This window comes from Bacteroidales bacterium (assembly GCA_016709865.1).
In the GTDB taxonomy this organism is placed as follows: Bacteria; Bacteroidota; Bacteroidia; order Bacteroidales; family VadinHA17; genus LD21.
In genome coordinates, this window is the sequence record JADJLX010000003.1 from 107,170 (window position 1) to 130,387 (window position 23,218).

The 23,218-nt window shown below is 40.4% G+C and carries 17 protein-coding genes; 5 read left to right on the top strand and 12 right to left on the bottom strand.

What is annotated here, in order from left to right; all coding sequences use genetic code 11:
- Nucleotides 1–70: 70 nt before the first annotated feature.
- The 7 genes from gldN to topA all read right to left on the bottom strand — a co-directional run bounded on the left by gldN (nt 71) and on the right by topA (nt 9,477).
- Nucleotides 71–895, bottom strand: coding sequence for a gliding motility protein GldN (gene gldN / locus IPJ16_06215; GenBank protein MBK7626781.1), 825 nt, complete (start codon nt 893–895; stop codon nt 71–73).
- 21 nt (nt 896–916) lie between these two features.
- Entirely contained in the window at nt 917–2,515 is a 1,599-nt protein-coding gene (gene gldM, locus IPJ16_06220; protein ID MBK7626782.1) for a gliding motility protein GldM, read from the bottom strand.
- Nucleotides 2,516–2,552: 37 nt separating this feature from the next.
- A complete protein-coding gene (gldL, locus tag IPJ16_06225; GenBank protein ID MBK7626783.1) occupies nt 2,553–3,440 on the bottom strand; it encodes a gliding motility protein GldL in 888 nt (295 codons plus the stop codon).
- 32 nt (nt 3,441–3,472) lie between these two features.
- Complete coding sequence (locus IPJ16_06230) at nt 3,473–4,819, bottom strand: SUMF1/EgtB/PvdO family nonheme iron enzyme (GenBank protein MBK7626784.1); 1,347 nt, start codon at nt 4,817–4,819, stop codon at nt 3,473–3,475.
- 47 nt (nt 4,820–4,866) lie between these two features.
- A complete protein-coding gene (locus tag IPJ16_06235) occupies nt 4,867–5,811 on the bottom strand; it encodes a type IX secretion system membrane protein PorP/SprF (protein ID MBK7626785.1) in 945 nt (314 codons plus the stop codon).
- A gap of 186 nt (nt 5,812–5,997) precedes the next feature.
- The gene (locus IPJ16_06240) at nt 5,998–7,167 is read right to left on the bottom strand and encodes an arginase family protein (GenBank protein ID MBK7626786.1); all 1,170 of its coding nucleotides are present in this window, start codon (nt 7,165–7,167) and stop codon (nt 5,998–6,000) included.
- Between the two features lie 6 nt (nt 7,168–7,173).
- The gene (topA, locus tag IPJ16_06245) at nt 7,174–9,477 is read right to left on the bottom strand and encodes a type I DNA topoisomerase (GenBank protein MBK7626787.1); all 2,304 of its coding nucleotides are present in this window, start codon (nt 9,475–9,477) and stop codon (nt 7,174–7,176) included.
- A 119-nt stretch (nt 9,478–9,596) separates the two neighbouring features.
- Here topA and IPJ16_06250 point away from each other — a divergent pair, with 119 nt between their 5' ends.
- A complete protein-coding gene (locus tag IPJ16_06250) occupies nt 9,597–11,945 on the top strand; it encodes a transglycosylase domain-containing protein (protein ID MBK7626788.1) in 2,349 nt (782 codons plus the stop codon).
- A gap of 88 nt (nt 11,946–12,033) precedes the next feature.
- Here the strand turns inward: IPJ16_06250 and radA are convergent, their stop codons facing one another.
- The 4 genes from radA to IPJ16_06270 form a co-directional block, all read right to left on the bottom strand.
- Nucleotides 12,034–13,395, bottom strand: coding sequence for a DNA repair protein RadA (gene radA, locus IPJ16_06255; GenBank protein MBK7626789.1), 1,362 nt, complete (start codon nt 13,393–13,395; stop codon nt 12,034–12,036).
- Between the two features lie 270 nt (nt 13,396–13,665).
- The gene (locus IPJ16_06260) at nt 13,666–14,679 is read right to left on the bottom strand and encodes a flippase-like domain-containing protein (protein ID MBK7626790.1); all 1,014 of its coding nucleotides are present in this window, start codon (nt 14,677–14,679) and stop codon (nt 13,666–13,668) included.
- A 2-nt stretch (nt 14,680–14,681) separates the two neighbouring features.
- Nucleotides 14,682–15,032: an aspartate 1-decarboxylase gene (locus IPJ16_06265; GenBank protein ID MBK7626791.1), complete on the bottom strand. Its 351-nt coding sequence runs from the start codon at nt 15,030–15,032 to the stop codon at nt 14,682–14,684.
- A 54-nt stretch (nt 15,033–15,086) separates the two neighbouring features.
- On the bottom strand, nt 15,087–15,944 hold the full coding sequence (locus IPJ16_06270; GenBank protein ID MBK7626792.1) for a pantoate--beta-alanine ligase: 858 nt from the start codon (nt 15,942–15,944) through the stop codon (nt 15,087–15,089).
- Between the two features lie 153 nt (nt 15,945–16,097).
- On the opposite strand from IPJ16_06270, the gene IPJ16_06275 reads away from it, so the two are divergent.
- From IPJ16_06275 to IPJ16_06290, 4 genes are read left to right on the top strand one after another with little or no spacing between them, the layout of a single operon-like run.
- The gene (locus tag IPJ16_06275) at nt 16,098–16,901 is read left to right on the top strand and encodes a glycogen/starch synthase (GenBank protein MBK7626793.1); all 804 of its coding nucleotides are present in this window, start codon (nt 16,098–16,100) and stop codon (nt 16,899–16,901) included.
- Nucleotides 16,885–18,240: a DUF4270 family protein gene (locus IPJ16_06280; GenBank protein MBK7626794.1), complete on the top strand. Its 1,356-nt coding sequence runs from the start codon at nt 16,885–16,887 to the stop codon at nt 18,238–18,240. The genes IPJ16_06275 and IPJ16_06280 overlap by 17 nt, the downstream gene beginning before the upstream one ends.
- A gap of 55 nt (nt 18,241–18,295) precedes the next feature.
- A complete protein-coding gene (gene glmS / locus IPJ16_06285) occupies nt 18,296–20,131 on the top strand; it encodes a glutamine--fructose-6-phosphate transaminase (isomerizing) (protein MBK7626795.1) in 1,836 nt (611 codons plus the stop codon).
- A 19-nt stretch (nt 20,132–20,150) separates the two neighbouring features.
- Entirely contained in the window at nt 20,151–22,148 is a 1,998-nt protein-coding gene (locus IPJ16_06290) for a DUF4954 family protein (GenBank protein ID MBK7626796.1), read from the top strand.
- 9 nt (nt 22,149–22,157) lie between these two features.
- Here IPJ16_06290 and rfbB read toward each other — a convergent pair whose 3' ends face one another.
- Nucleotides 22,158–23,213, bottom strand: a complete 1,056-nt coding sequence (gene rfbB, locus IPJ16_06295; GenBank protein ID MBK7626797.1) for a dTDP-glucose 4,6-dehydratase — start codon at nt 23,211–23,213, stop codon at nt 22,158–22,160.
- Nucleotides 23,214–23,218: the final 5 nt, after the last annotated feature.

The window sequence follows — 23,218 nt, forward strand, 5'->3', positions numbered from 1 at the left end:
TTAGGGGGCAGGGGGGCAAAAACACAAAAAAAAAGGCTGTTGAAAACAGCCTTTTTTTATTATCAATATCCTAGTATTCCCAGAGATCGTGTTCGAAGTTGAACATTTCATTTTTAATTCGTTCAGCTTCAAACAGGGTATATTTCCCGGTCTGGTATTCTGCAATCCTTCTGTCGTTGTAAACGTTTGATTCGCCGACTATAACACTTGTAAATCTCCGCTGCATGAACAAGTCATCAAATGAGATCCTCTGAGCATCATTATTTGTCATGTAAACCTCTTTTGTTGCAAGTACATCACGCAGGTCGTCGAATTTAACCCAGAATAACGGCTTTTTAAGTACTCTACCAGCCTGAGGATCAAGTCCCATAAAGATTGGCTGAACAGCAATTATTCTTACATCCATTTTGGAATGCTTCTTATCAAAGAACCACTCTTCGTAAAGAAGCAACTGTTTTACATCTTCTGGTTTTGCATCCTGTTTAACCGAGTCTTCCCGTGTTGCACCCTGGGCATTTATCTGAACAGTTTCAATCTTGACTACTGCACCAAGTAAAACTTCGATCTCAGAGTATGTGGTAGGAGCAGCTCCAACCATTGGCTCATATGCATTTACGCGACCATCTTTGATCTCCTTTAGAACTATACTAATAAAACTCTGTCTTCCGTCGGGAGTAGCTTTAATAGGATAATATAAGGACTGATTTGATTTTTCACGCAAATCGATAGTACGGTAAACGTATTTTGACCAGACAACATCACCCTCCCTGAGATAGGGATACTCAATTTTCTTTGCCTGAGGAATCGATTTCTGGTAAATATCGCCAAAATTCTGGGCATTAATTATACCTGAAAGAGAGAGAGCGATAATTCCCAAAAGAATTTTCTTATTCATGGTGTTATAGTTAATATAGTATTAGTCTATCTTTAAAATCACTGGCGACAGGGGAACTGTTTTCCCATCTGGCCCAAGAGCGGTAATGTCTTTTATAGTTAAGTATTTGCCCCTTGTAAGTCTGTTGATAAGGTCTTTCTGTTGCGCAGTAAGCGTGCTGCTTGTACTCCTCTGCTCAAAGTCACCTCTGCTGTCGGAGAAGAGGATTGTAAAAGCTGTAATATTGTACTGAAGATCAAAATCGAAATCAGGCATCTGGGCAAACACACCCTGCTGTGCAGCTGCAGTAGCTCTTGATATTGATCCCTCATTTTTTCCACCGAAAACAGCAATTGGAGGAGGTATTCTTTTTACCCTGAATTCATATGGAGGATACTGAACAACTTTACCATTTATGTTAGCTGAAGCAATAACCTGTACTTTCTGATCGAGTGCAGAGGGTTTAACAGCCCACGCTCCTTTGAAGGGCTCTCCTTTGGAGTTTTTAACCTTTTCTGTAGTGAACGTGCCATTTACAACTCTGATAGATATTTTATCAGGGCTGATACCCGGTACCGAAACATCGATTGGGTTGGGAATACCAAAATACATGACATTCATAGCCGTTGGGGAAACAATAACATTAGGTTCTCCAACAACATATTCTGAGTTAAAATCGTAGCTTTTCGTTGAGCCATCGGGTGCTTTAAGAGAAATTACACCACCCCATTTTTTTGTTCCTATAGAAGAGGCTGCAACTTTATAGATTCCTTTACCTGTTTCATCTATTTCCAGTTTTGAGCCACCATTGATAGTAATCTCTGGCTTTTGAGTTGTATCGGTTGCCGAGATAAAAACCTGGGCCTCATAACTGCCTCCCTGAGTAACATAATTAGAATTAGGAATAACAATAGGAGAGAGTTTATTAAATTTGAATGAAGAAGCATCGATCTGGGAATAAAGATAGTTCAGAACTTCAGTTTCACCGTTACGTACAGCGAGCTGCATTTCAGATAGAATACAGATAACTGCTACAAGCGGCAGTGTTTGGAAGTTCAGGTTTTCCCATTTTTCAATTTTCCCATCCTTATTTTTTCCGTCTTCGGTATTAAGACTTGATCTTAGAGCATCTTCTGCTGATTTGTTTTTACCCTCGAGTGTGGTGATTAAGAATTCCCTGTACTCACTAAGGATTGCTTTAAGGTCATTTGCTTTACCGTTGTTGTCATCTCCAATAAGTATTTGTGTAGGAATGTCAACCTGGTCGATTCTTTTAACAGCTTCAATTACAACCTCATCGCCGACAATTGCCAGGTTTTCAGGACCTTCAGCTTCATTAATAATTTCTATTTTCAGTCCCTGAATAAAAGTGTATGCCTCATCAGCCCGTTCTTTTACAGCATAAGCAGCAGTTTTATATTTACCTGCTTTTGCAGGGTTTTCAGCTGCGGCTCTGTCGAACTCCTGATAGATCATATTATTTTTAAGGACATAATTTGCAATAGTCTGGGTAAGACCCTTGTCAACTTTTTTGAATGCTTCAACGGCCTCTTTTGATACGTTAAGTGCTAGCATGGCGGTAAGCACCAGGTACATCATACCGATCATCTTTTGCCGTGGAGATAGCTTTTCGTGAGCCATTTTGTAGGTAGTTTAGTTTCGTTAAAAAAATGCCACGTTATTTAACATTCATAGCAGCAAGCATATTTCCATAAACATTGTTGAGTGCTGATAGATTGTCGTTGAGTTTTGTTATCTGTTCGCGGTACTTTTTAGTATCACCAGCTGATTCTGTAAGATCTTTCATTAAACCCTGAACCCCTTTGTAAAGGTTATCTGATTCTTTAATATGGTCATCTGCACCCTTACGCTGTAGTTCATATACAGCATTAAGAGCAGAAAGATTTTTGTTCAGCGATTCAAGTTGCTGTTGATATGATTTTCCACCTACTTCTATAACCGAGAATGAATCAGCCATATTACGATATGTAGAGCTGGTTTCATTTATTAATTTTGCTGTTGACTGGTAAGAATCAGATAGCTTGCCAAGTGATTCAGTAGCAGTATTAATAGTGCCTGCATACTTGTTTGTAGCAGCTGAGATGTCGTTCATCGCATTTATATTTGATGTAGCGTCACCAAGTTTCTTCATTCCGACACCCAGTTTCATAAACAGGTCCGGAGTGATTTCTGCTTTTTCAAGCATCTCATCAAACTTAGCCATAGCAGCTGATCCGGCACCACCGCCTCCTCCGCTACCACCACCGGGAGCTGCACCGTAATGTTTCCCTGTGTGTGAAGCCAGTTCCTGAGCACCGTCTTCCGGAATTCCAGCAAGTTCAGGATATACCAGAGTCCAGTCAATCTCCTCATGAAGAGGCTCAAAGGCTGAAAAGAAGAAGATTATTGCCTCAGTTAGAAGACCAAGGGTAAGCATTTCCGATGCTAATGGCCAGTGCTGTATTTTAAACAATGCACCAATAATAACGACGGAAGCACCTAAACCATAGAGTTTTGCGATGAAATTCTTCCATCCGCTGCTTTGTACTAATTCTGCTAGGCTCATATACCTGATTATTTTAGGGTTATTTCAAATATTTAGTTTACTCCAATATATGCTCTTACATTTCTGAATCCTACATATGGTTTGGTAGAATCCTGATATTCATAATCTCTGGAACCGGTCTGAAGAAAATATGCGATATCTTTCCATGATCCGCCACGGATTACTTTTCTCTTCATTACAACATCATCCTGTGGTTTCGCATCATACTGGTAATCGGGCTGAAGGTCATGCTGGAAAATATATGCTGACGGATGGAAAGCTCCGCGAGTCCATTCAGCTACGTTTCCCGACATATCATAGAGACCAAATTCATTTGGTTCGTATGATCCTACTTTTCCGGCATAAACATTACCGTCGTCGATATAATTTCCACGGAGTGGTTTAAAGTTAGCAAGGAAGCATCCTTTGTTATTACGTGTGTAAGGTCCGCCCCATGGGTACATCGAAAGGTCGAGACCGCCCCTGGCTGCATACTCCCACTGTGATTCGAGAGGCAGTTCATAAGCCTGAACATCAGGAATTCCCTGTTTCCTGAGAGCTGTATTCATATAATCTGTTCTCCAGATGCTGAAAGCACGGGCCTGTACCCATGATACTCCGACAACCGGATAATCATCAAATGATGGGTGCCAGAAATAAAGTGATGCCTGGGGATCGTTAAATGAATATGTAAAGTCTCTGATCCAGCAAAGTGTATCAGGGTAAACATTAATAATATTGTGTTTGATGAATGATGAGCGGTCTTTGATATCGGTACGTGTGCCATCAAGATTTGTTACCTGTCCTTCATATTTACCTGAAGTCTTTTCGAAGTCATCATATTTATAGGTTGATTTTGCAGCCTGAAGATAATCTACCCAGTAGTAAGAATAATTAAGTTTCCTTACGTCAACCTGTTTTTTACCATTGAATCTTTCTTCAGGTGGATAAAACATCTCCTCTATAGTAGCCTTTGTTGTCTCTTCTTCAGGATCTATTTTTTCTTCCCAGTTAATAACATTAGGTTCAATTACGTTTCCTTCATCATCAACAAGGAAATACTCGCGGTCTGCAATACTTGCGTTTCCAAGTTTGGTTCTTAAAATAGAATCGCGTACATAGTATACAAACTGACGATACTTATTATTGGTGATTTCTGTCTGGTCCATCCAGAATGCATCAACAGTAACAGACTTTGAAACAGCGTTATTGGCAAATATCGCATCCTGTTCACTTGGCCCCATCATAAAATTCCCTGCGGGAATAAAAGCCATCTCAAATGGTTCAGGTTCAAAGAATTTTTTCCGCCCCAGCACTCCGGTTAGCTCTCCACTATTAGAAGACCCACAACCAGTTAACAGGAATATCAATATTAGAGCAGATAGTGTTACCTTTTTCATAATACTATAGAATTTTGTAATGCAAGTAAGTTATTTTTTTTTAATATTCATAAAAATCTGATACTTTTATATTTCATCGGGCTTTTGCCCAGGCTCAGGTCGAAGCAATAATTAACCAGAAACTCATGTGATCCGCTACTGTTTTTTCTTATATCCGATAAGGTAAAATCATACGCATATCCCAATCTGATGCCATTATAAAGTTCAAAACCCACCAATCCTGTCAGGGCATCTCCGGCTCTGTAAGAAACGCCGCCCCAGACCTTTTTATTGTATCTTACCAGAGATGTTATTGTAAATTGTGTCACCTTTCCATCACTGAATGCAAACAAAGAAGGAAGAAGCTCCAATGATGGGTTTGGAAGCTGTAATGTATATCCGGCAGTGAGGTAGTAGTGCCTGCTTACGTATGGTGTTCCTTTAGAGAATTTAATTTTAGGCTGATTCAGATGGGTAACGGAAAATCCTGCATAGTATTTATCTGCTTTATAGTACATCCCTAACCCGGCATCAAAAGCAACAAAGCTCTCTTTATTTTCAGGAATCAAGGGATCTCCGGTGGCCGGTGTGTGAACGTCTCCGGCAGGGATCTGCCATGTTGGAGAGAGGGTTTTGTTGAGCATTCCAAGACTGATTCCAATACCCAGCTTCCCGGTACCAACATCCATCAGATATGAATATGATAAAGAGAGATTAATATCTTTATCAAAACCCACATTATCACTTTCAATTAATAATCCAACGCCACTTTTTATCCTGAATGGAGAAACAGGTGCGCTAATATTGAAAAGAGTAGTTGAAGGTGCTCCCTTAAATCCAACCCATTGCTGACGGTTAAGTGCAGTAGCACAAATCAATCCGGAGGTGCCTGCAACGCCGGGGTTATATGTCAGAGTATTAAACATATAATGACTCGACAGCGGATCTTGCTGAGACAAAACCGGCTGAAAAAATATAACTAAAAAAAGAAATGCAATATTTAGTTTTTTCATTTCTTTATCACACCGTGCAATGCACATAGGTTGAACGAGTAAAATAAATAAAAATCTGCATGCAATACAAATTTCCCTGAATTAATTTAAATTAATTAAACAGCTCTTTTGATGAGTCTGCCAAACAACATGGCAAACACCTCAAAATGCATGATAAAGCTTACAACAAAAATTATACCTTAAAATTCATGATTTAAGCCTGTCGACAGCTTTAACCCATCTGTCGGGGACTTCATTTCTATTGGCTTTCAGATAATCCTCATGGGAACAGGCTATATACTGGTCCTGTTCTTTTTCCTGAGAAATTACAATCCACCATCTGTCGGTGAGATTACTCTTTATAAAGATCAGATCATCTTCAAGATCAGTAACCCGTACATGATATTTTATGAACCGGCCTGAATTGCTAATGCTCAGAGCAGGCGTTTCATATTGCTTTTGTGAAAAGCCTTCAAGGAAAAACCACAGAATCTGGGCTGCAAGACCTGTTGTCTGATTACGAATATCAAATTCAGGATTTACATCAAACAGTCCGAATACTTTTAGTTTGTCGGAGATTCCGGCATATCTTGAAAGAAGACATATTTCCTCTCCATAAAATCCATTGGGCGACGGGCTCATTGTTCCCTGGGCATCTGACTGCCTAACTGCCGAAATGTCGAAGATAGCTGCATCAGAATCCCTGAACAGTGGTTCAGTCAGATATATCGCCTGTCTCACATCTCCAATCCTTACCAGCTCAGATCTCTTTTTCAGGAAACGGTTTATTACCTGCTGGTCATTAAGATAGGTCTGGTAACCTATATTAATATAATGGGAGAAGGTACTTTTGTGATTGTTTATTATTGTATTCAGGTAATTAAACGATCCTGGTTCTTTATGTTCACTGTTAAAATCAATCCTTGGGTCCACTGCTGTAAGTGTATACCTGATTTTCTGACCGGAAAGAGCCTTATCAATTGCTGGTACAAGCGCACTGCTTCCTCCTATAATCAAAGGAAAAATATTTTCATTCAGCAGGATTGTCAGTATATCGGTCAGCCCTGCAATAGTATCATTAAAAGTCACTCCCTGCTTCATATTACCCAGATCGATGATTTTGGGTTTCCCCGGGATCTTGGCAAGTTTGTAGAGTTCGGTTCTTACTGCATCCGGACTTTTCATTGATCCCGCATTCGGGGAGTTGCGGCCTTCAGGCACTCCCAAAACTGCAATCCTGTATTTGCTAATGTCTTTTATCGGAGCATTATCAGTATGGATAGTAATGTTATGAGGAAAGCCTGCCTGTGCATTAAGATGCTCAAAAACAGGAGGTTCAATACTTACGGGATTGAAATAGTCGTTAAGATCTACCATGGTTTATCAGGAACTCTTTTTCGTTTTATCACTGTTTTCGATAATTTTGATACAATCCTCCTTTGTCAGCTTATCTGCCTCAGTTCCTTTCGGAAGTCTGTAGTTTACCTTTTCCTTAACAATATACGGACCGTACCTTCCATTAAGAAGTTTTATGTCATCAAAATCTTTCAATACCTTTTTGCTGTCACTGTCATTCTTTTCAAGAATAACCTCAACTGCCCTGTCAAAGTTAACTTCATACGGATCGTCCACTCCCTTTTTAAGGGAATAGAACTTGCTTTTATGCCTGATATAGGGTCCAAACTTACCTATCCCAATAACCATTTCAGCACCATCATATTCTCCAAGTGAGCGGGGAAGCCGGAATAGGTTCAGTGCCTCTTCCAATGTTATTGTTTCGAGGAGCTGACTTTTTGATAAACTGGCAAACCTTGGTTTTTCATCATTTCCTGTCTCGCCTATCTGTGCAACCGGTCCGAATCTTCCCATTCTGACTGTAACAGGTTCTCCAGTCTCAGGATGTTTTCCAAGAAGTCTTACCCCGGTCTTGCGTTCCTTTTTTTCCAGAGTGTTTGTAACGGTCTTATGAAAAGGACCATAGAATTTATCAAGCATCTTTGTCCATACAAGATTACCAAGGGCGATCTCATCAAACTGCTCTTCAATTTCTGCAGTGAAGTGATAGTCAACTATCTCAGAAAAATTCTCCATCAGGAAATCATTTACTATCATGCCGATATCCTGAGGAAAAAGTTTTGATTTTTCTTTTCCTGCAATCTCTGTTTTTTCTGTTGAAGTTACTTTTCCCTTAAGCAGGGAAATAACTTTGATCTGTCTTTTCTCGCCGGGCCTGTCTTCGCGTGCAACATATCCCCGGTTCTGTATTGTTGAAATTGTCGGAGCATATGTCGATGGCCTTCCTATTCCAAGTTCTTCAAGCTTTTTAACAAGACTTGCTTCAGTATACCTTGGCGGCGGGGTTGTATATTTTTGTGTTGCTGTAATTGTATCATAAGTTAATGGCATTCCTTTTACAACAGGAGGAATTACATATCTCTCCTCATCACTGTTTTCCTGATCGCTCGATTCGGAATATACTGTGAGAAAACCATCAAATTTGATCACTTCTCCGGTAGCCTGAAAAGTAACCGGCGAATTATTCATATCAATTGATATAGATGTTTTTTCTATTTGAGCATCAGCCATCTGCGATGCCACAGTTCTCTTCCAGATAAGTTCGTATAGCTTCTTCTCATTCTGGCTGCCGGCTGTTGTTGGCTGGTCGAGATATGCTGGCCTTATAGCCTCATGTGCCTCCTGGGCCCCTTTTGATTTTGTTTTAAACTGCCTTGTCTTTGAATATTTTGTACCATACTCCGAAACTATCATCTCATGTGCCTTGGTGAGCGCAAGAGAAGAGAGGTTTGTTGAATCGGTTCTCATGTATGTTATCTTACCTGCTTCATAAAGCTTCTGAGCAACAGCCATTGTCTGAGCAACTGAAAATCCCAGTTTGCGGTAAGCTTCCTGCTGAAGTGTTGAAGTTGTGAATGGAGGAGCCGGGGACCGTGTACCTGGTTTTATACTTATACTGCCAATTGAATATTTAGAATCGTTGCATAACTCAAGGAATTTCAGCGCCTCTTTTTCTTCAGGGAACCTCTTCGATGCCTCTGCTTTCAGAATTGCATTCTCTCCTTTCGTTGAATCGATTCTGAAAACTGCTGTTACCCTGAATGCCGATTCAGATTCGAATGCGATTATCTCCCTTTCTCTTTCAACGAGCAGACGGACTGCTACGGACTGTACTCTGCCGGCAGAGAGAGAAGGCTGAACTTTTTTCCATAATACCGGAGATATTTCAAATCCGACAAGCCTGTCAAGAATACGCCGGGCCTGCTGCGAGTTAACAAGGTTCATATCAACCTGCCTCGGATTCTCAATGGCATTTGAAATTGCTTCCTTGGTTATCTCGTGAAATACAATTCGTTTTGTAGTGGAAAGATCAAGATTCAAAACGCTTGCAAGATGCCATGCAATTGCTTCCCCTTCCCGGTCCTCGTCAGATGCAATCCATACATTTTTAGATGATGAAGCAGCTTTTCGCAGTTCGCTTACAACTTTTGCTTTTTCCTTCGGGACTTCATAATCAGGGGTAAATTTATTATCAACATCTATTCCCAGATTCTTTTTTGCAAGGTCCCTGATGTGCCCGAAACTGGAGACAACACGGAAATCTTTTCCCAGAAACTTTTCAATAGTTTTCGCTTTGGCAGGCGACTCAACAATTACAAGATTTTCGATCATCAGCAGAAATTTTTGTTCTTTTATCAGACGACAAAGTAAATCAATTAGGTACCAAACTTCAAAATAAACCGTTAAGATTCTTTATTATTTACTATTTTTGGGCCAAACATCTTAAGTAAATGAAAGGCAATACAAACAACAAAAAATATCTCATTTGGTTCTGGGCTTTATTCATTTTCCCCTTTGCACTGGTTATTACTTTGTTCATTCTTATATCAAAGGAAAAACTGGGACCAATGCCTACTTTCACCGACCTTGAGAATCCTGAATACTACCTTGCTGCAGAGGTTATTTCTGAAGATGGTGTTCTTCTCGGAAAGATCAGCATTGAAAATCTAACCTGGACTGAATACGATGAACTCTCTCCATATCTTGTGGAAGCTCTTATTGCAACTGAGGATATCAGATACCGGCGACATTCGGGCATTGATATCCGTGGACTGGGAAGAGCTGCAATCCTGACAGTTATTCTTAATCAGAATACCGGCGGTGGAAGTACAATAACCCAACAGCTGGCAAAACAGCTTTATCCGAGAGACACGGCAAGAAGCTCCGCAATTGTAAGAAAAATCAAACTTGGTGTTTCAAAATTCAAGGAGTGGCAGACGGCAGTTAAGCTCGAACGCAGCTATACCAAGGAAGAGATAATTGCAATGTATCTGAATAAATTCGACTATAGTTATAATGCAATAGGAATCAGGTCTGCTGCTAAAGTTTATTTCAATACTACCCCCGACTCTCTTAATCTTGAGCAATCAGCTGTTCTGATAGGTATGCTTAAAGCGTCAACCCGTTACAATCCCGTGAGGAACCCTGAACGCATGCTTGTAAGGAGGAATGTTGTTCTGTCGCAGATGGCCAAGTATGGCTACATTACACCCGCTGTAGCAGATTCTGTTAAGAAAATCCCGATAGAGGTTAAACTAAATATTGAAGATCATAATACAGGGCTTGCCACATATCTGAGGCAATACCTGACCAATATAATGAGACGGCCTGAACCGGACCGAAAGAAATATGTTCAGCAGGCCTCTTACGACGACGCATTATGGGAGTGGGAGAACAATCCTCTCTATGGCTGGTGCAACAAGAATAAGAAGCCTGATGGTTCAAATTATGATGTTTATAAGGACGGACTGAAAATTTATACCACAATAAATTCCAGGATGCAAAAATATGCAGAGGAAGCATTGGCCGAACATCTCTCAACAGAAGTGCAGCCTGATTTCTATAAAAGGGCTAAAGGCTTCAAAAATCCTCCGTATTCTGATGATCTGACGAAAAAGGAAATTGATGAATTATTACTTAAATCTCTTCAACAGAGCGACAGGTATTATATAATGCGTGCGAGAGGTTATTCTGAAGACAGTATTATGCTTGCCTTCAATACTCCGGTGAAAATGAAAGTATTTTCATGGAAAGGAGACAGGGATACAATTATGACTCCGCTCGATTCGATAAGATACTATAAATATTTTGTAAGGTCTGCTTTTATGGTTGAGGATCCGCATACAGGTTATGTACGGGCTTATGTTGGAGGACCGGATTTCAGATATTTCAAATATGATGCAATAACACAACAGAGAAAACAGGTAGGAAGTACAATTAAACCTTTTCTCTATACAATTGCAATGCAGAACGGTTATTCACCCTGTTATGAGGTTGAAAATATTCCGCGATCGTTTGATGTAGGTGATTCAATTCCATGGACACCAAGATCATCAGGGCCAAAAGCGTATCATGGGAAGATGGTTACACTGGCATGGGGACTTGCTCAATCTGAGAACTATATTTCAGCATGGCTTATGCAGCAGTTCAAACCCTCGGCAGTAACAGATCTGATGCGTAAAATGGGAGTAAGAAGTTTTATAGATCCTGTTCCTTCAATATTCTTAGGTACATCAGATATCAAACTGGAGGAGATGGTCGGTGCATATTGTACATATGCAAACAAAGGTGTTTATACCAGACCAATGTACGTTACCAGGATAGAGGATAAAAACGGGAACACAATCTCTACTTTCACCCGAAAGATTGAAGAGGTATTAAATGAAGAGCAATCTTACCTGATGCTTAATCTCCTTCAGGGAGTAGTAAGAAACGGATCGGGGAGAAGAATGAGGGTTGAACCATACAACCTGATGAACCAGATAGGCGGTAAAACAGGTACAACCCAGAACAACTCAAACGGCTGGTTCATGGGTGTGACACCGAACCTTGTCGGAGGAGTATGGAGCGGCTGGGAGGATCAGTCAATCCACTTCGAGACTCTTACAGAAGGTCAGGGTGCAAACATGGCTCTGCCCGTTTTTGCTATATTCCTTAAAAAGGTATACGCCGATCCTGAGTTTGGTATTATGGAAGCTGACGAATTTGAGCGTCCAGGTAACTTCACAATGGAACTCGATTGCGACAAGGTAAAGAGAAATACTTCGAGAGGGGAGAGTTCCCGGAGGGTACGGTATTAAAAGGACTCACGACGCACGACTCACGGCTCACGGAAAAACCATTCCCGGAACAATTCTTCCTTGCGTCGTGTGTCGTGTTCCGTAAGCCTTAGCTAAAAAGCGACCTTACCAGATTCTCAATCTTAGCAACCTGAATCACCTCAATATTAAGTCCTTTTATACTAAGGTTTCTGTGGTATTTTGATATATATATTTTTGTAAAGCCCATCTTGGAAGCCTCGCGGATACGCTGTTCGATTCTGGATACAGGTCTGATTTCACCCGATAAGCCTGCTTCTCCTGTAAAGCATATTTCTCTTCCGATAGGAATGTCAAGATTCGATGACAGGACGGAGCTTAGTATTGCAAGATCAATTGCGGGGTCTGTTACTTTGATTCCTCCGGCAAGATTCAGGAAAACGTCTTTAACCCCAAGTTTGAACCCGGCCCTTTTTTCGAGAACCGCGAGAAGCATGTTTAATCTCCTTATATCAAATCCTGTAGCACTTCTTTGGGGTGTTCCGTAAACAGCGCTGCTTACGAGGGCCTGTGTCTCAATCAGAAAGGGGCGGAGCCCGTCAACAGTGGCTGCAATAGAGATTCCGCTGAGAGCCTCTTCATGCTGATTGATAAACATTTCCGAAGGGTTGTCAACTTCCCGCAGGCCTGTTTCAACCATCTCGAAGATCCCTATTTCAGAAGTTGAACCAAACCGGTTTTTCACCGAGCGGAGTATTCTGTAAACGTAGTTGTTATCTCCTTCGAAATAAAGAACAACATCTACAATATGTTCAAGAACTTTTGGTCCTGCCAGTGTTCCGTCTTTTGTAATGTGTCCGATAAGAAATATTGGTATTCCGGTAATTTTGGAATATTTCAGCAACTGTGCGGCACACTCTCTGACCTGAGATACAGAACCTGCTGATGATTCCAGCATGCCTGTGCTCATTGTCTGTATGGAATCAATTATGATCAATCCCGGTTTAATATTCTCTGCATGTGTAAGTATGCTTTCCAGTTCTGTTTCACTCAGGATATAGCATTGAGGATTTGTATGTTTCATGCGGTGTGCCCGCAGACTGATCTGTTCTTCGCTCTCCTCTCCGGAGACATAGAGTATGTTTTTTCCTTTCAGAGCCAGGGCAAGCTGAAGGGCAAGAGTTGATTTTCCCACTCCCGGTTCACCGCCCAGAAGAATAAGCGATCCGCCTACAATTCCTCCTCCAAGTATTCTGTCGAGTTCTGAAATTCCGGTTTTCTGCCTTCCATGTTCGTCAGGCTTAATAGAATCGAGGAGTTCAGGTTTCCTTTTCTCCTGACTGATTACAAAAGCTGTGTCTTTTGATGAGGCAGGGGCTATTATCTCTTCATGATAAGTATTCCATTCCTTGCACGAAGGGCATCTGCCGATCCATTTTGCAGATTCAACACCACAGTTCTGACAGACGAAGATTGTTTTGTTTTTTGCCATAGTCTTTTTGCCCCCCACATTTTTCGCCCCCCAACCCCCCTGAAGGGGGGCTAATTAGGGTTTTGGTTGTTATATTTATTAATATATATCATTAATAATCAGTAAAATACAATACCAACCACTATTATGAATTTAATAAGGTTAAATATATGAAATATTCTCTAAAGACTACGATTTAACCCCCCTTCAGGGGGGCAGGGGGGCAAAAAATGAGAGAACAACAAGGGGCAGGGGGGCAAAAATAAGGCAAAAGGGACTTAGTTTAACAGTTCAGACGACTTCTTCCTTTTTATCTTTTTTAAATATCATAAAGAATGATATTGCTCCCACAATAACAACAAAGATCAGCTGAGATTCATGTGTGAGAAGGGCATAAACGAGTCCGTCTTCGAGAGGTATTCCTTCAACAATAAGCAGTCCTCTGGAGATAATATAATGAAATGCTCCGAGGCCGCTCTGCACTGGAGCAGACATTGCCAGTCCCCCGATTACAAGCAGGAAGATACTGTCTCCAAAGGTAAGGTGCGATGTAACTTCCAGCGAAAAAACAACAACCCAGGTCATAAGGGCATAGTTGACCCAGATAAAGACAGAATGAAAGATAAACTCCCATTTTCTTTTCAGGTTTGTTATTGTTTTAAGTCCGTTTACTATTCCTCTGGCAATATCGAACATCTTTGCAAAGAACCTTATTTTACTCAGGCTGTGTCTGTAACCGATCATGAATCCAAAAGAAACTGCTCCTATTGTAAAAAGTGCAGCCCACAATATCCACGTTGATCCAAATACTGCAGTTACATTTTGTTCTATTGGAATCAGAATGCTTTCTTTCATAAACAAACCAATCTGGTCGCCGCTCGTAATAAGCAGAACAATCATTATCGTCAGGAGAGAGATAAAGTCGACAGTTCTTTCAATAACAACAGTACCTATTAGCTGATCTACAGGGATTTTTTCTTTTTTGCCAAGAGCCACACACCTTGTTATTTCTCCTACCCTTGGAAGTGCTATGTTTGCAAGGTACCCGGTCATCAGGGCATAAAAGGAATTCATGAAGGAGGGATGGTATCCGAGGGGATTAATAAGAAGAACCCATCTTCTGGCCCTGCTCAGGAAAGCAACAAAACCAAAGAAAACGGATAAAAATAACCAGGAATAGTCGGCTTTTCTGAGTTCTGCAGAAAGCTTGTTAAAATCCACAGACCTGAATGCGAGCCACATCAGTGCCAATCCGACAACGAAGAAAGCAAGAAACTTTAACGATTGAAGGATACCTTTTTTCAAAGTCAGATCAGTTTATTTGTATTTGTATCGGGGAAAATAATTGTTGGCCTGAATGATTTGGCTTCCTGAAAATCCATTGTGGCAAAAGACATTATTATAATTACATCTCCGGGAAGTACTTTTCTTGCAGCAGCACCATTAAGGCAGATATCGCCAGAGCCTCTTTCCCCTTTGATTACGTACGTCTCAAACCTTTCACCGTTGTTCAGATCCATAACCTGCACTTTTTCGTTTTCTATCAGATTTGCAGCATCAATAAGATCCTCATCAATTGTGATACTTCCTATATAATTCAGGTTAGCACCGGTAATTGTAACCTTGTGAATTTTTGATTTTAATACTTCAATTAACATAATGCAAAGTCTTCATAATACAAATCAGAATGCAAAGGTAATTAACCTTTTGGTTCAGACCAACCCAAATTCGATATTATCTATAAGCCTTATCTTTCCTGCTCTCACAGCTATACAACCGAAGTATCTTTTGTCTTTTTGCATCTCACTTTTAAAATTCACCGGCGACAACTCTGTATCGTCCGCAATATCAAAGTATTCGACCTCAAAGTCCGGGACACTATTTATCATTTTTTTAACAAATGTTTTTATTTCAGGGATATCATGATAGCCGATCATTTCTGAAGCGGCTGAAATAGTTCTGTATATTATAGGTGCGTTTTTTCTGATTGCAGGTTCCAGGAGCATGTTCCGGCTGCTCATTGCAAGTCCGTCGTCTTCTCTCACTATCGGGTGACCAATTATTTTTACTTTGTCGCCAGTCTGTCTTACCAGTTCTTTTATAACTGCCAGCTGCTGGAAATCTTTTTGTCCGAAAACAGCGATGTCGGGACTGACTATTTCAAATAATCTGCTCACTACCTGACCTACTCCGTTGAAATGGCCGGGCCTGTGCTTTGCCTCCATAACCTTGTCGAGGTTGCCAAAATTGAAGATTCTTTTATCCTCTTCAGGATAAATTTCATCGACAGTCGGAGTGAAGACTATATCGTTCTCACGAAGGATCTTATCAAGAAGCCGGAGATCCTTATCAACATCACGGGGATAGTTCTTCAGGTCGTTTTTATCGTTAAACTGGGTCGGATTTACAAAGATACTTACAACTACAAGCGGGCATTTTCCTGCTGCTGATCTTACCAGAGAGAGATGACCATCATGAAGAGCCCCCATTGTAGGAACAAATCCAAGAGGAGTAAGTCCTGATCCTTTAATCTGCTTTCTGATTCCGGAAACGGTACTGATTACTTTCATTCGTTTAAAATATAATACAAACGTAAATTTAATAATTTCAATACAGAAATAGATTCTTTAAAAACACTACGGCTTCACTATATATTATTATGTAAATTTTTATTATTATCTTTGCACCTTATATCGAAATGGTATATCCAGCGGGAAAAATAAATGGAAAGCAGGAAGGTTTTATTCATTTCACAAGAGATCACTCCATACCTGGGTGAGACAAAACTGTCGAAGATCGGAAGATATCTGCCGCAGGGAATTCAGGAAAGGGGCAAGGAGATCAGGACTTTTATGCCAAGGTATGGCTGTATAAATGAGCGACGCAATCAGCTTCATGAGGTTATCAGGTTATCTGGAATGAACCTCATTATTGATGATACAGACCACCCCCTCATAATTAAAGTTGCTTCAATTCAATCGGCCCGCATGCAGGTCTATTTTATTGATAATGATGATTATTTTCAGAGAAAACATATTATAAGTGACGCTTCAGGTAAAGAATTTGAAGATAATGATGAGCGGGCTCTTTTCTTTGCCCGCGGTGTTATTGAAACAGTAAAGAAATTGCGTTGGGCACCGGATATTGTGCATTGCCATGGATGGATGTCTGCACTGGTTCCGGTTTATCTGAGAAGCATTTACAATGATGACCCCCTGTTCCACAACTACAAAATTATCTATTCCGTTTACAATAATGATTTTAAAAATCCGTTTAGATCAACATTCGCTGACAAACTGAGATTTGACGGAATAGACGGGGAAAGTCTTAAAATGGTTAAGAAACCCGATTTTGTTAGTGTTTCTAAACTGGCTATCAAATACTCTGACGGAATCATTATCGGAAGCGAAGATATAAATGAAGAGCTGAAAAAGTATTTAACTACTATTAATAAACCGGTTCTTGAATTTAAGGATGAGACTGAATACATTGATGCCTATAATGATTTTTATGACAAGATTTTATAATATATTCCAAAATATCAGCAGAATCGATTCTGTAATTCCCCGTTTTTACAAATTTCTCAGTCTGACAATCTTTGCAGCATTATTCATTGTATCATGTGAGGAGAAACCGACTACTATTGGTTCCGGACTGCTTCCCGGCAGCGATTTTGTTCTTACCAGATCGATCGACACTCTGAGTGCACGATCATTTACAATGTATGATGATTCAATTCGTTCGGATAATCCGTCTGTATCTTACATCGGTCAGATTTATGATCCGTACTTCGGAACCACAACTTCAGGATTTGTAACACAGATAAGGCTTAAACCAGAGTGGGATGACCTCTCTTTTACAATAGATTCCGTAAAACTGGTTCTTCATATTCTCGATGTAAAAGGCGGATCTGTAGAAGATGTTCTTCATACCCTGAAAATCTCTGAGATTTCGGAGCAGATCTATACTGACAAAGAATACTATTCAAACAGGGAAGTTCCTCTTACAGGTTATACTGTGGATAATATTCTTCTTCCGGCTCTGCAGCCTGATACAATAAATGAACTGGAGATTAATTTGCCGGTCGCTTTCGGAGAATATCTTACAAGGGATACTACGAAACTTTTTCACAATAATGTCAGGCCTGATTTCAGAGCCTTCTTTAAAGGCTTATACTTCGAGCTGATTCCTGCTTCAGATCCGCTTCTTCTTACATTGAGCCTGACATACGAAAACCAGGGATATTATAATAACTATATAGTTCTTTTCATGCACGACAATGCAGGTGTTACAAAAGAATACTATTTCATTATGGATGCGAAGAATACAAACGCTTCATTTAACAAGTTCTCACATGATTTTACTACCGCACAGCCGGGTAAAAAGATCATGCATATAAATGATGGTTATCTGGACACACTTTCTTACCTGCAGCATCTTAATGGTGTTTATACAAGAATAACTCTGCCTGGACTGGAATCATTAAAAAACAATCCTGCTTTTGATAATATCGGAGTAAACAAGGCGAGGATTATTGTTCCGGTACATTTCGACGGAGATCTTTACAGTGCCTCCACTGCACCTAAACAATTGTATCTTAGATACAGAACCACAAGCGGGACTAAATACCTTGTTTCTGATTACAATTCATCATATTCGGGTTTCTTTGACGGAAAGATTGACACGACAGCCGGAAAGTATACTTTTAACATACCTGGTTTTGTGCAAAAGTACCTTGAAGATAATACAGGCGAAATAAAGCCTGAACTCGAAGTATTCCAATCTGGCGGAACGAAAAACGTTATTCTTAAGGCTAATAATAGCAAGTCTCCTGTTAAATTCGAACTAACCTATACTAAGTTCTAGATTTTGTGAACCAAAATCATTACCTTCGCACCTGATGATTTAATAACGGTTCATTATGTGTGGAATAGTAGGCTATATTGGTTCTAAACCAGCAAAAGATATTGTAATAAACGGGCTTAAAAGGCTTGAATACCGCGGATACGACTCTGCAGGTATTGCTCTTGTTAACGGTGAGACTAAAATCTTTAAATGTGCAGGAAGAGTTAAAGATCTCGAGGAGATGGTTAACAAATCGAATTTTAACGGCACCATTGGAATGGGTCACACCAGGTGGGCTACTCATGGTGAGCCAAATGAACTAAATGCGCATCCACAGATATCTTATAAGGGAAACTTTATCGTCGTACATAACGGGATAATTGAGAACTATTCAACTCTGAAAAAACATCTTGAAGGAAGAGGAATTAAGTTCACCAGCCAGACAGATACTGAAGTACTTGCAAACCTTATTGAACATATGTACCTCGAGGGCGACCTCACTGCCGAGCTGGCAATCACCCTTGCACTTAACAGGGTTGAAGGTGCTTATGGACTGGTAATAATCTGTACTAATGAACCCGACAGACTATTTGCTGCAAGAAAGGGGAGTCCGCTGGTTATCGGAGTCGGCGAAGGTGAAAATTTTATTGCTTCCGATGCAACGCCGATAGTCGAATATACACAGCGGGTAATCTATTTGAATGATGATGATCTGGCGATTATCAAGAAAGACGAACTGATACTTAAGACTATCAGGAATGAAAAGATACAACCTGAAGTAAAAGAGCTCGACCTAAAGATTGGTGAAATCGATAAGGAGGGTTTTGACCATTTCATGCTTAAGGAGATTTTTGAACAGCCAAGAGCAATACACGATACTTTCAGAGGAAGGGTACTGCCAGACCATTCAGGTATAATGCTCGGAGGACTTCACAGCGTTATCGAAACGATGTCGCAATCGGAGAGAATTATTATAATTGCCTGTGGCACATCGTGGCATGCAGGATTGGTTGGGGAGTATATTTTTGAAGAGTATACAAGAATACCTGTTGAGGTTGAATATGCTTCCGAATTCCGTTACAGGAATCCTATAATTAAGAAAAGTGACATTGTTATTGCTATAAGTCAGAGCGGTGAAACAGCCGACACTCTTGCCGCCATAAAACTTGCAAAGTCAAAAGGAGCCAAGGTAATAGGGATTTGTAATGTTGTTGGGAGCAGTATCCCGCGCGAAACTGATGCAGGGGTCTACACCCATGCGGGTCCTGAGATAGGTGTTGCATCAACAAAAGCCTTTACATCGCAGGTTACAGTACTTGCCATGATGGCATTTGCAATAGGTCATAAGAAGGGCATAATTTCTGATGAGGCATACAAAGATCTGATTACCGAACTGGTTGCAATACCTGCAAAGATTGAAAAAGCGCTTGCCGTAAATGAAAAAGCCCTCGAGCTGGCCAAAGTATTTCAGAATAGCACCAACGCACTTTACCTCGGAAGGGGATACCTTTTTCCGGTAGCTCTCGAAGGGGCACTCAAGCTCAAGGAGATCTCCTATATCCATGCTGAGGGTTATCCTGCCGCCGAGATGAAACATGGACCGATTGCACTTATTGACGAAAATATGCCTGTAGTAGTAGTTGCTACAAAAGACGATACCTATGAAAAAATCATAAGCAATATCCAGGAGATTAAAGCAAGAAAAGGTAATGTGATTGCTATAGTAACCGAGGGCGATGAGATAATCAGAAAAATGGCTGATTATGTCCTTGAGGTACCTGATACTATTCCAGCATTTTCAGGGCTTCTTGCAGTTATACCTCTTCAGCTTCTTTCGTATCATATTGCTGTTTTAAGAGGATGCAATGTTGACCAGCCAAGGAATCTGGCCAAGTCGGTAACTGTTGAATAAAATAAATAAAACATTACGGATGAGCCTCAGTGATACATTTCGTAAACTCACAAGCGCAGAAACTGAAGCCCTTGTAAGGAACGGCTGCAGCTGTGAAGACTGGAACAGGGTAAAGGTGCAGGAAGGTTTTAATCCTTCATCGTGCAATAATGTAATCTTTTCGGGTGATATTACCCTGGGAGTATTCAATGAACCATTTATTGATGAATCGGGTGTTACTCTTCCCGGAGGTATTTTGAATGCCAGACTGCATAACTGTACAATTGGTTCGAATGTTATAATAAATAATATTGGAGATTATATAGCCAATTATATAATTGAAGATAAGGTCGTTATAAAGAACTGCGGTAAAATACATACTGAAGGGATCTCCTCATTCGGGAACGGGATCTCAGTCAAGGTGCTTAACGAAACAGGCGGAAGGGCAGTCAAAATATGGGACAAACTCTCTGCTCATGAGGCATACATAATAGCTCTTTACAGACACAGAAATGAGGCTGTAAATATTATTGAGAAAATGGTGGATGAGTATTCCCTGTCTCATTCTTCAAACAGGGGTACAATCGGATTTGGTACCAGAATTTTTAATTGCAGCAGGATCAGGAATGTTAAGTTTGCCCCATTCACCCATGTTGACGGAGCAATGACTCTGAATGAGGGTTCAGTAAACAGCTGTGCAGAAGATCCTGTTTTTATAGGTCCCGGAGTAATAATGGAACATTTTATTCTTTGCTCGGGGTCTACCGTAACAGAATCGACTCTTATTGATAAATGCTTTATTGGGCAAGGCTGCACTTTGGCCAAACACTATTCGGCTGAAAACTCCTTGTTCTTTGCTAACTGCGGCGGTTATCATGGTGAAGCCTGTTCGGTGTTTGCAGGACCATATACAGTGACTCATCATAAATCCACACTGCTTATTGCAGGTATTTTCTCATTTATGAATGCCGGCAGCGGATCGAACCAGAGTAACCATATGTATAAGCTTGGACCGATACATCAGGGAATTATGGAGCGGGGATCAAAGACAACAAGCGACTCGTATCTGCTCTGGCCGGCCCGTATCGGACCCTACACTCTGGTAATGGGAAGACATTATAAAAACCTCGACACATCTTCTCTTCCTTTCTCATATCTTATTGAAAGCAACGATGAAAGTATTCTTGTCCCGGGAATTAACCTTCGAAGTGTAGGAACAATCAGGGATGCCCAGAAATGGCCTCTCAGGGATACCAGAAAAGACTCTCAGAAGATAGATCAGGTTAACTTTAACCTGTTGAGTCCCTATACTATCAGGAAAATGATAGACGGCAGGAATCTTCTTATAAAGATAAAAGCAGAAGCCCCTTATGGTGAATCGTTTTTTTACTATAATGAGATGAAGATTTCGCGTAATTCACTCGAACGCGGAATTGATCTTTATCAGACAGGTATTAATAAATTTCTCGGGAACTCTATTATCAAGAGATTAGAGAACACTGAACTCAGTAACAATGATCAGCTGAGAAAGAAGCTTATTCCGGCACATCAGATTGGAAGAGGTGAATGGGTTGACCTTGCAGGACTTATAGCTCCAAAAACAGAGATTGATTCCCTTCTCGACCGAATAGAGTCAGGTGCAATTAAGTCCATCGAAGGGTTAACAGAGTCGTTCCTGAATATGCAGAATTCATACTATGACTGGGAATGGACATGGGCTTGTGAAAAGATTGAAGAGGAAGCAGGAATTACTGTTAATAAATTAACAGCTGCCGATGTTATTGAAATAGTGGAAAAATGGAGCAGGAGTGTTATTGACCTCGATAATCTTCTTTATGAGGATGCACGAAAAGAGTTTACACTGTCGTCGATGACCGGCTTCGGAATTGACGGTGGTGATGATGTCAAGAGGCTCGACTTTGAATATGTGAGGGGAGAATTTGAATCTAACAAAGTAGTTACTGCAATACGTGAGCACATAAATCAAAAACGGGCTCTCGGTGAGGAGTTGATAGCCCGTTTAAAAAATATTAGCTGACCCCAGGCTCTATCTGCCTGAATACATATTTTCATAATATTTTCCGTAATCTCCCGAAATGACATTTTCAAGCCATTTTGAGTTTGAGAGATACCAGTCAACTGTTTTTTCAAGTCCAAAAGCAAAATCAGGAATAGGAGACCATCCCAGTTCTTTCTGTAATTTGGATGAATCTATTGCGTACCTGAGATCATGTCCGGGCCTATCCTTAACATAAGTTATTAGCTTTTCTGAGGTACCTGCCGGGCGATTAAGTTTTTTGTCCATTATTCTGCAAAGAAGCAAAATCAGGTCAATATTCTTCCATTCATTGTTTCCCCCGATGTTATAAGTGTCACCAACTTTCCCTTTGTGGAAGATAATATCAATTGCGGCTGCATGATCCTCAACATATAGCCAGTCGCGGACATTCTCTCCCTTACCGTAAACAGGTATAGGTTTGTTATTCTTTATATTGTTAATAGCAAGCGGGATAAGCTTTTCAGGGAAATGATTAGGCCCGTAATTATTTGAGCAGTTTGAAACTATAGCCGGAACGCCAAAAGTGTGGTTGTAAGCTCTTACCATATGATCAGAGCTGGCTTTTGAAGCAGAGTAGGGGCTTTTGGGATCATATGCAGTTTCTTCTGTAAAGAGGCCCTCTTTTCCGAGAGATCCAAAAACCTCATCGGTAGATACATGATAGAATAGTTTTCCTGAGAAATCTTCCTTCCAACTGTTCAGGGCTGCATTAAGAAGATTAACTGTGCCGACGATGTTTGTGAAAACAAATTCATCAGGACCTGTTATTGACCTGTCTACATGAGATTCTGCAGCCAGATGTATAACTCCGTCGAAGTTGTATTTTTTAAACAGACCGAGTACAGCCTGTTTATTAACAATGTCAATCTTTTCAAACTTATAATTCTTGCTTTTATCAATATCAGTCAGGTTTTCCAGGTTTCCGGCATAGGTTAGCTTATCTGCATTCACAATAAGATATTCTGGATATTTGGTAACGAATCGTCTTACAACGTGCGAACCAATAAATCCGGCTCCTCCAGTAACAAGAATTGTTTTTTTCATGAGAA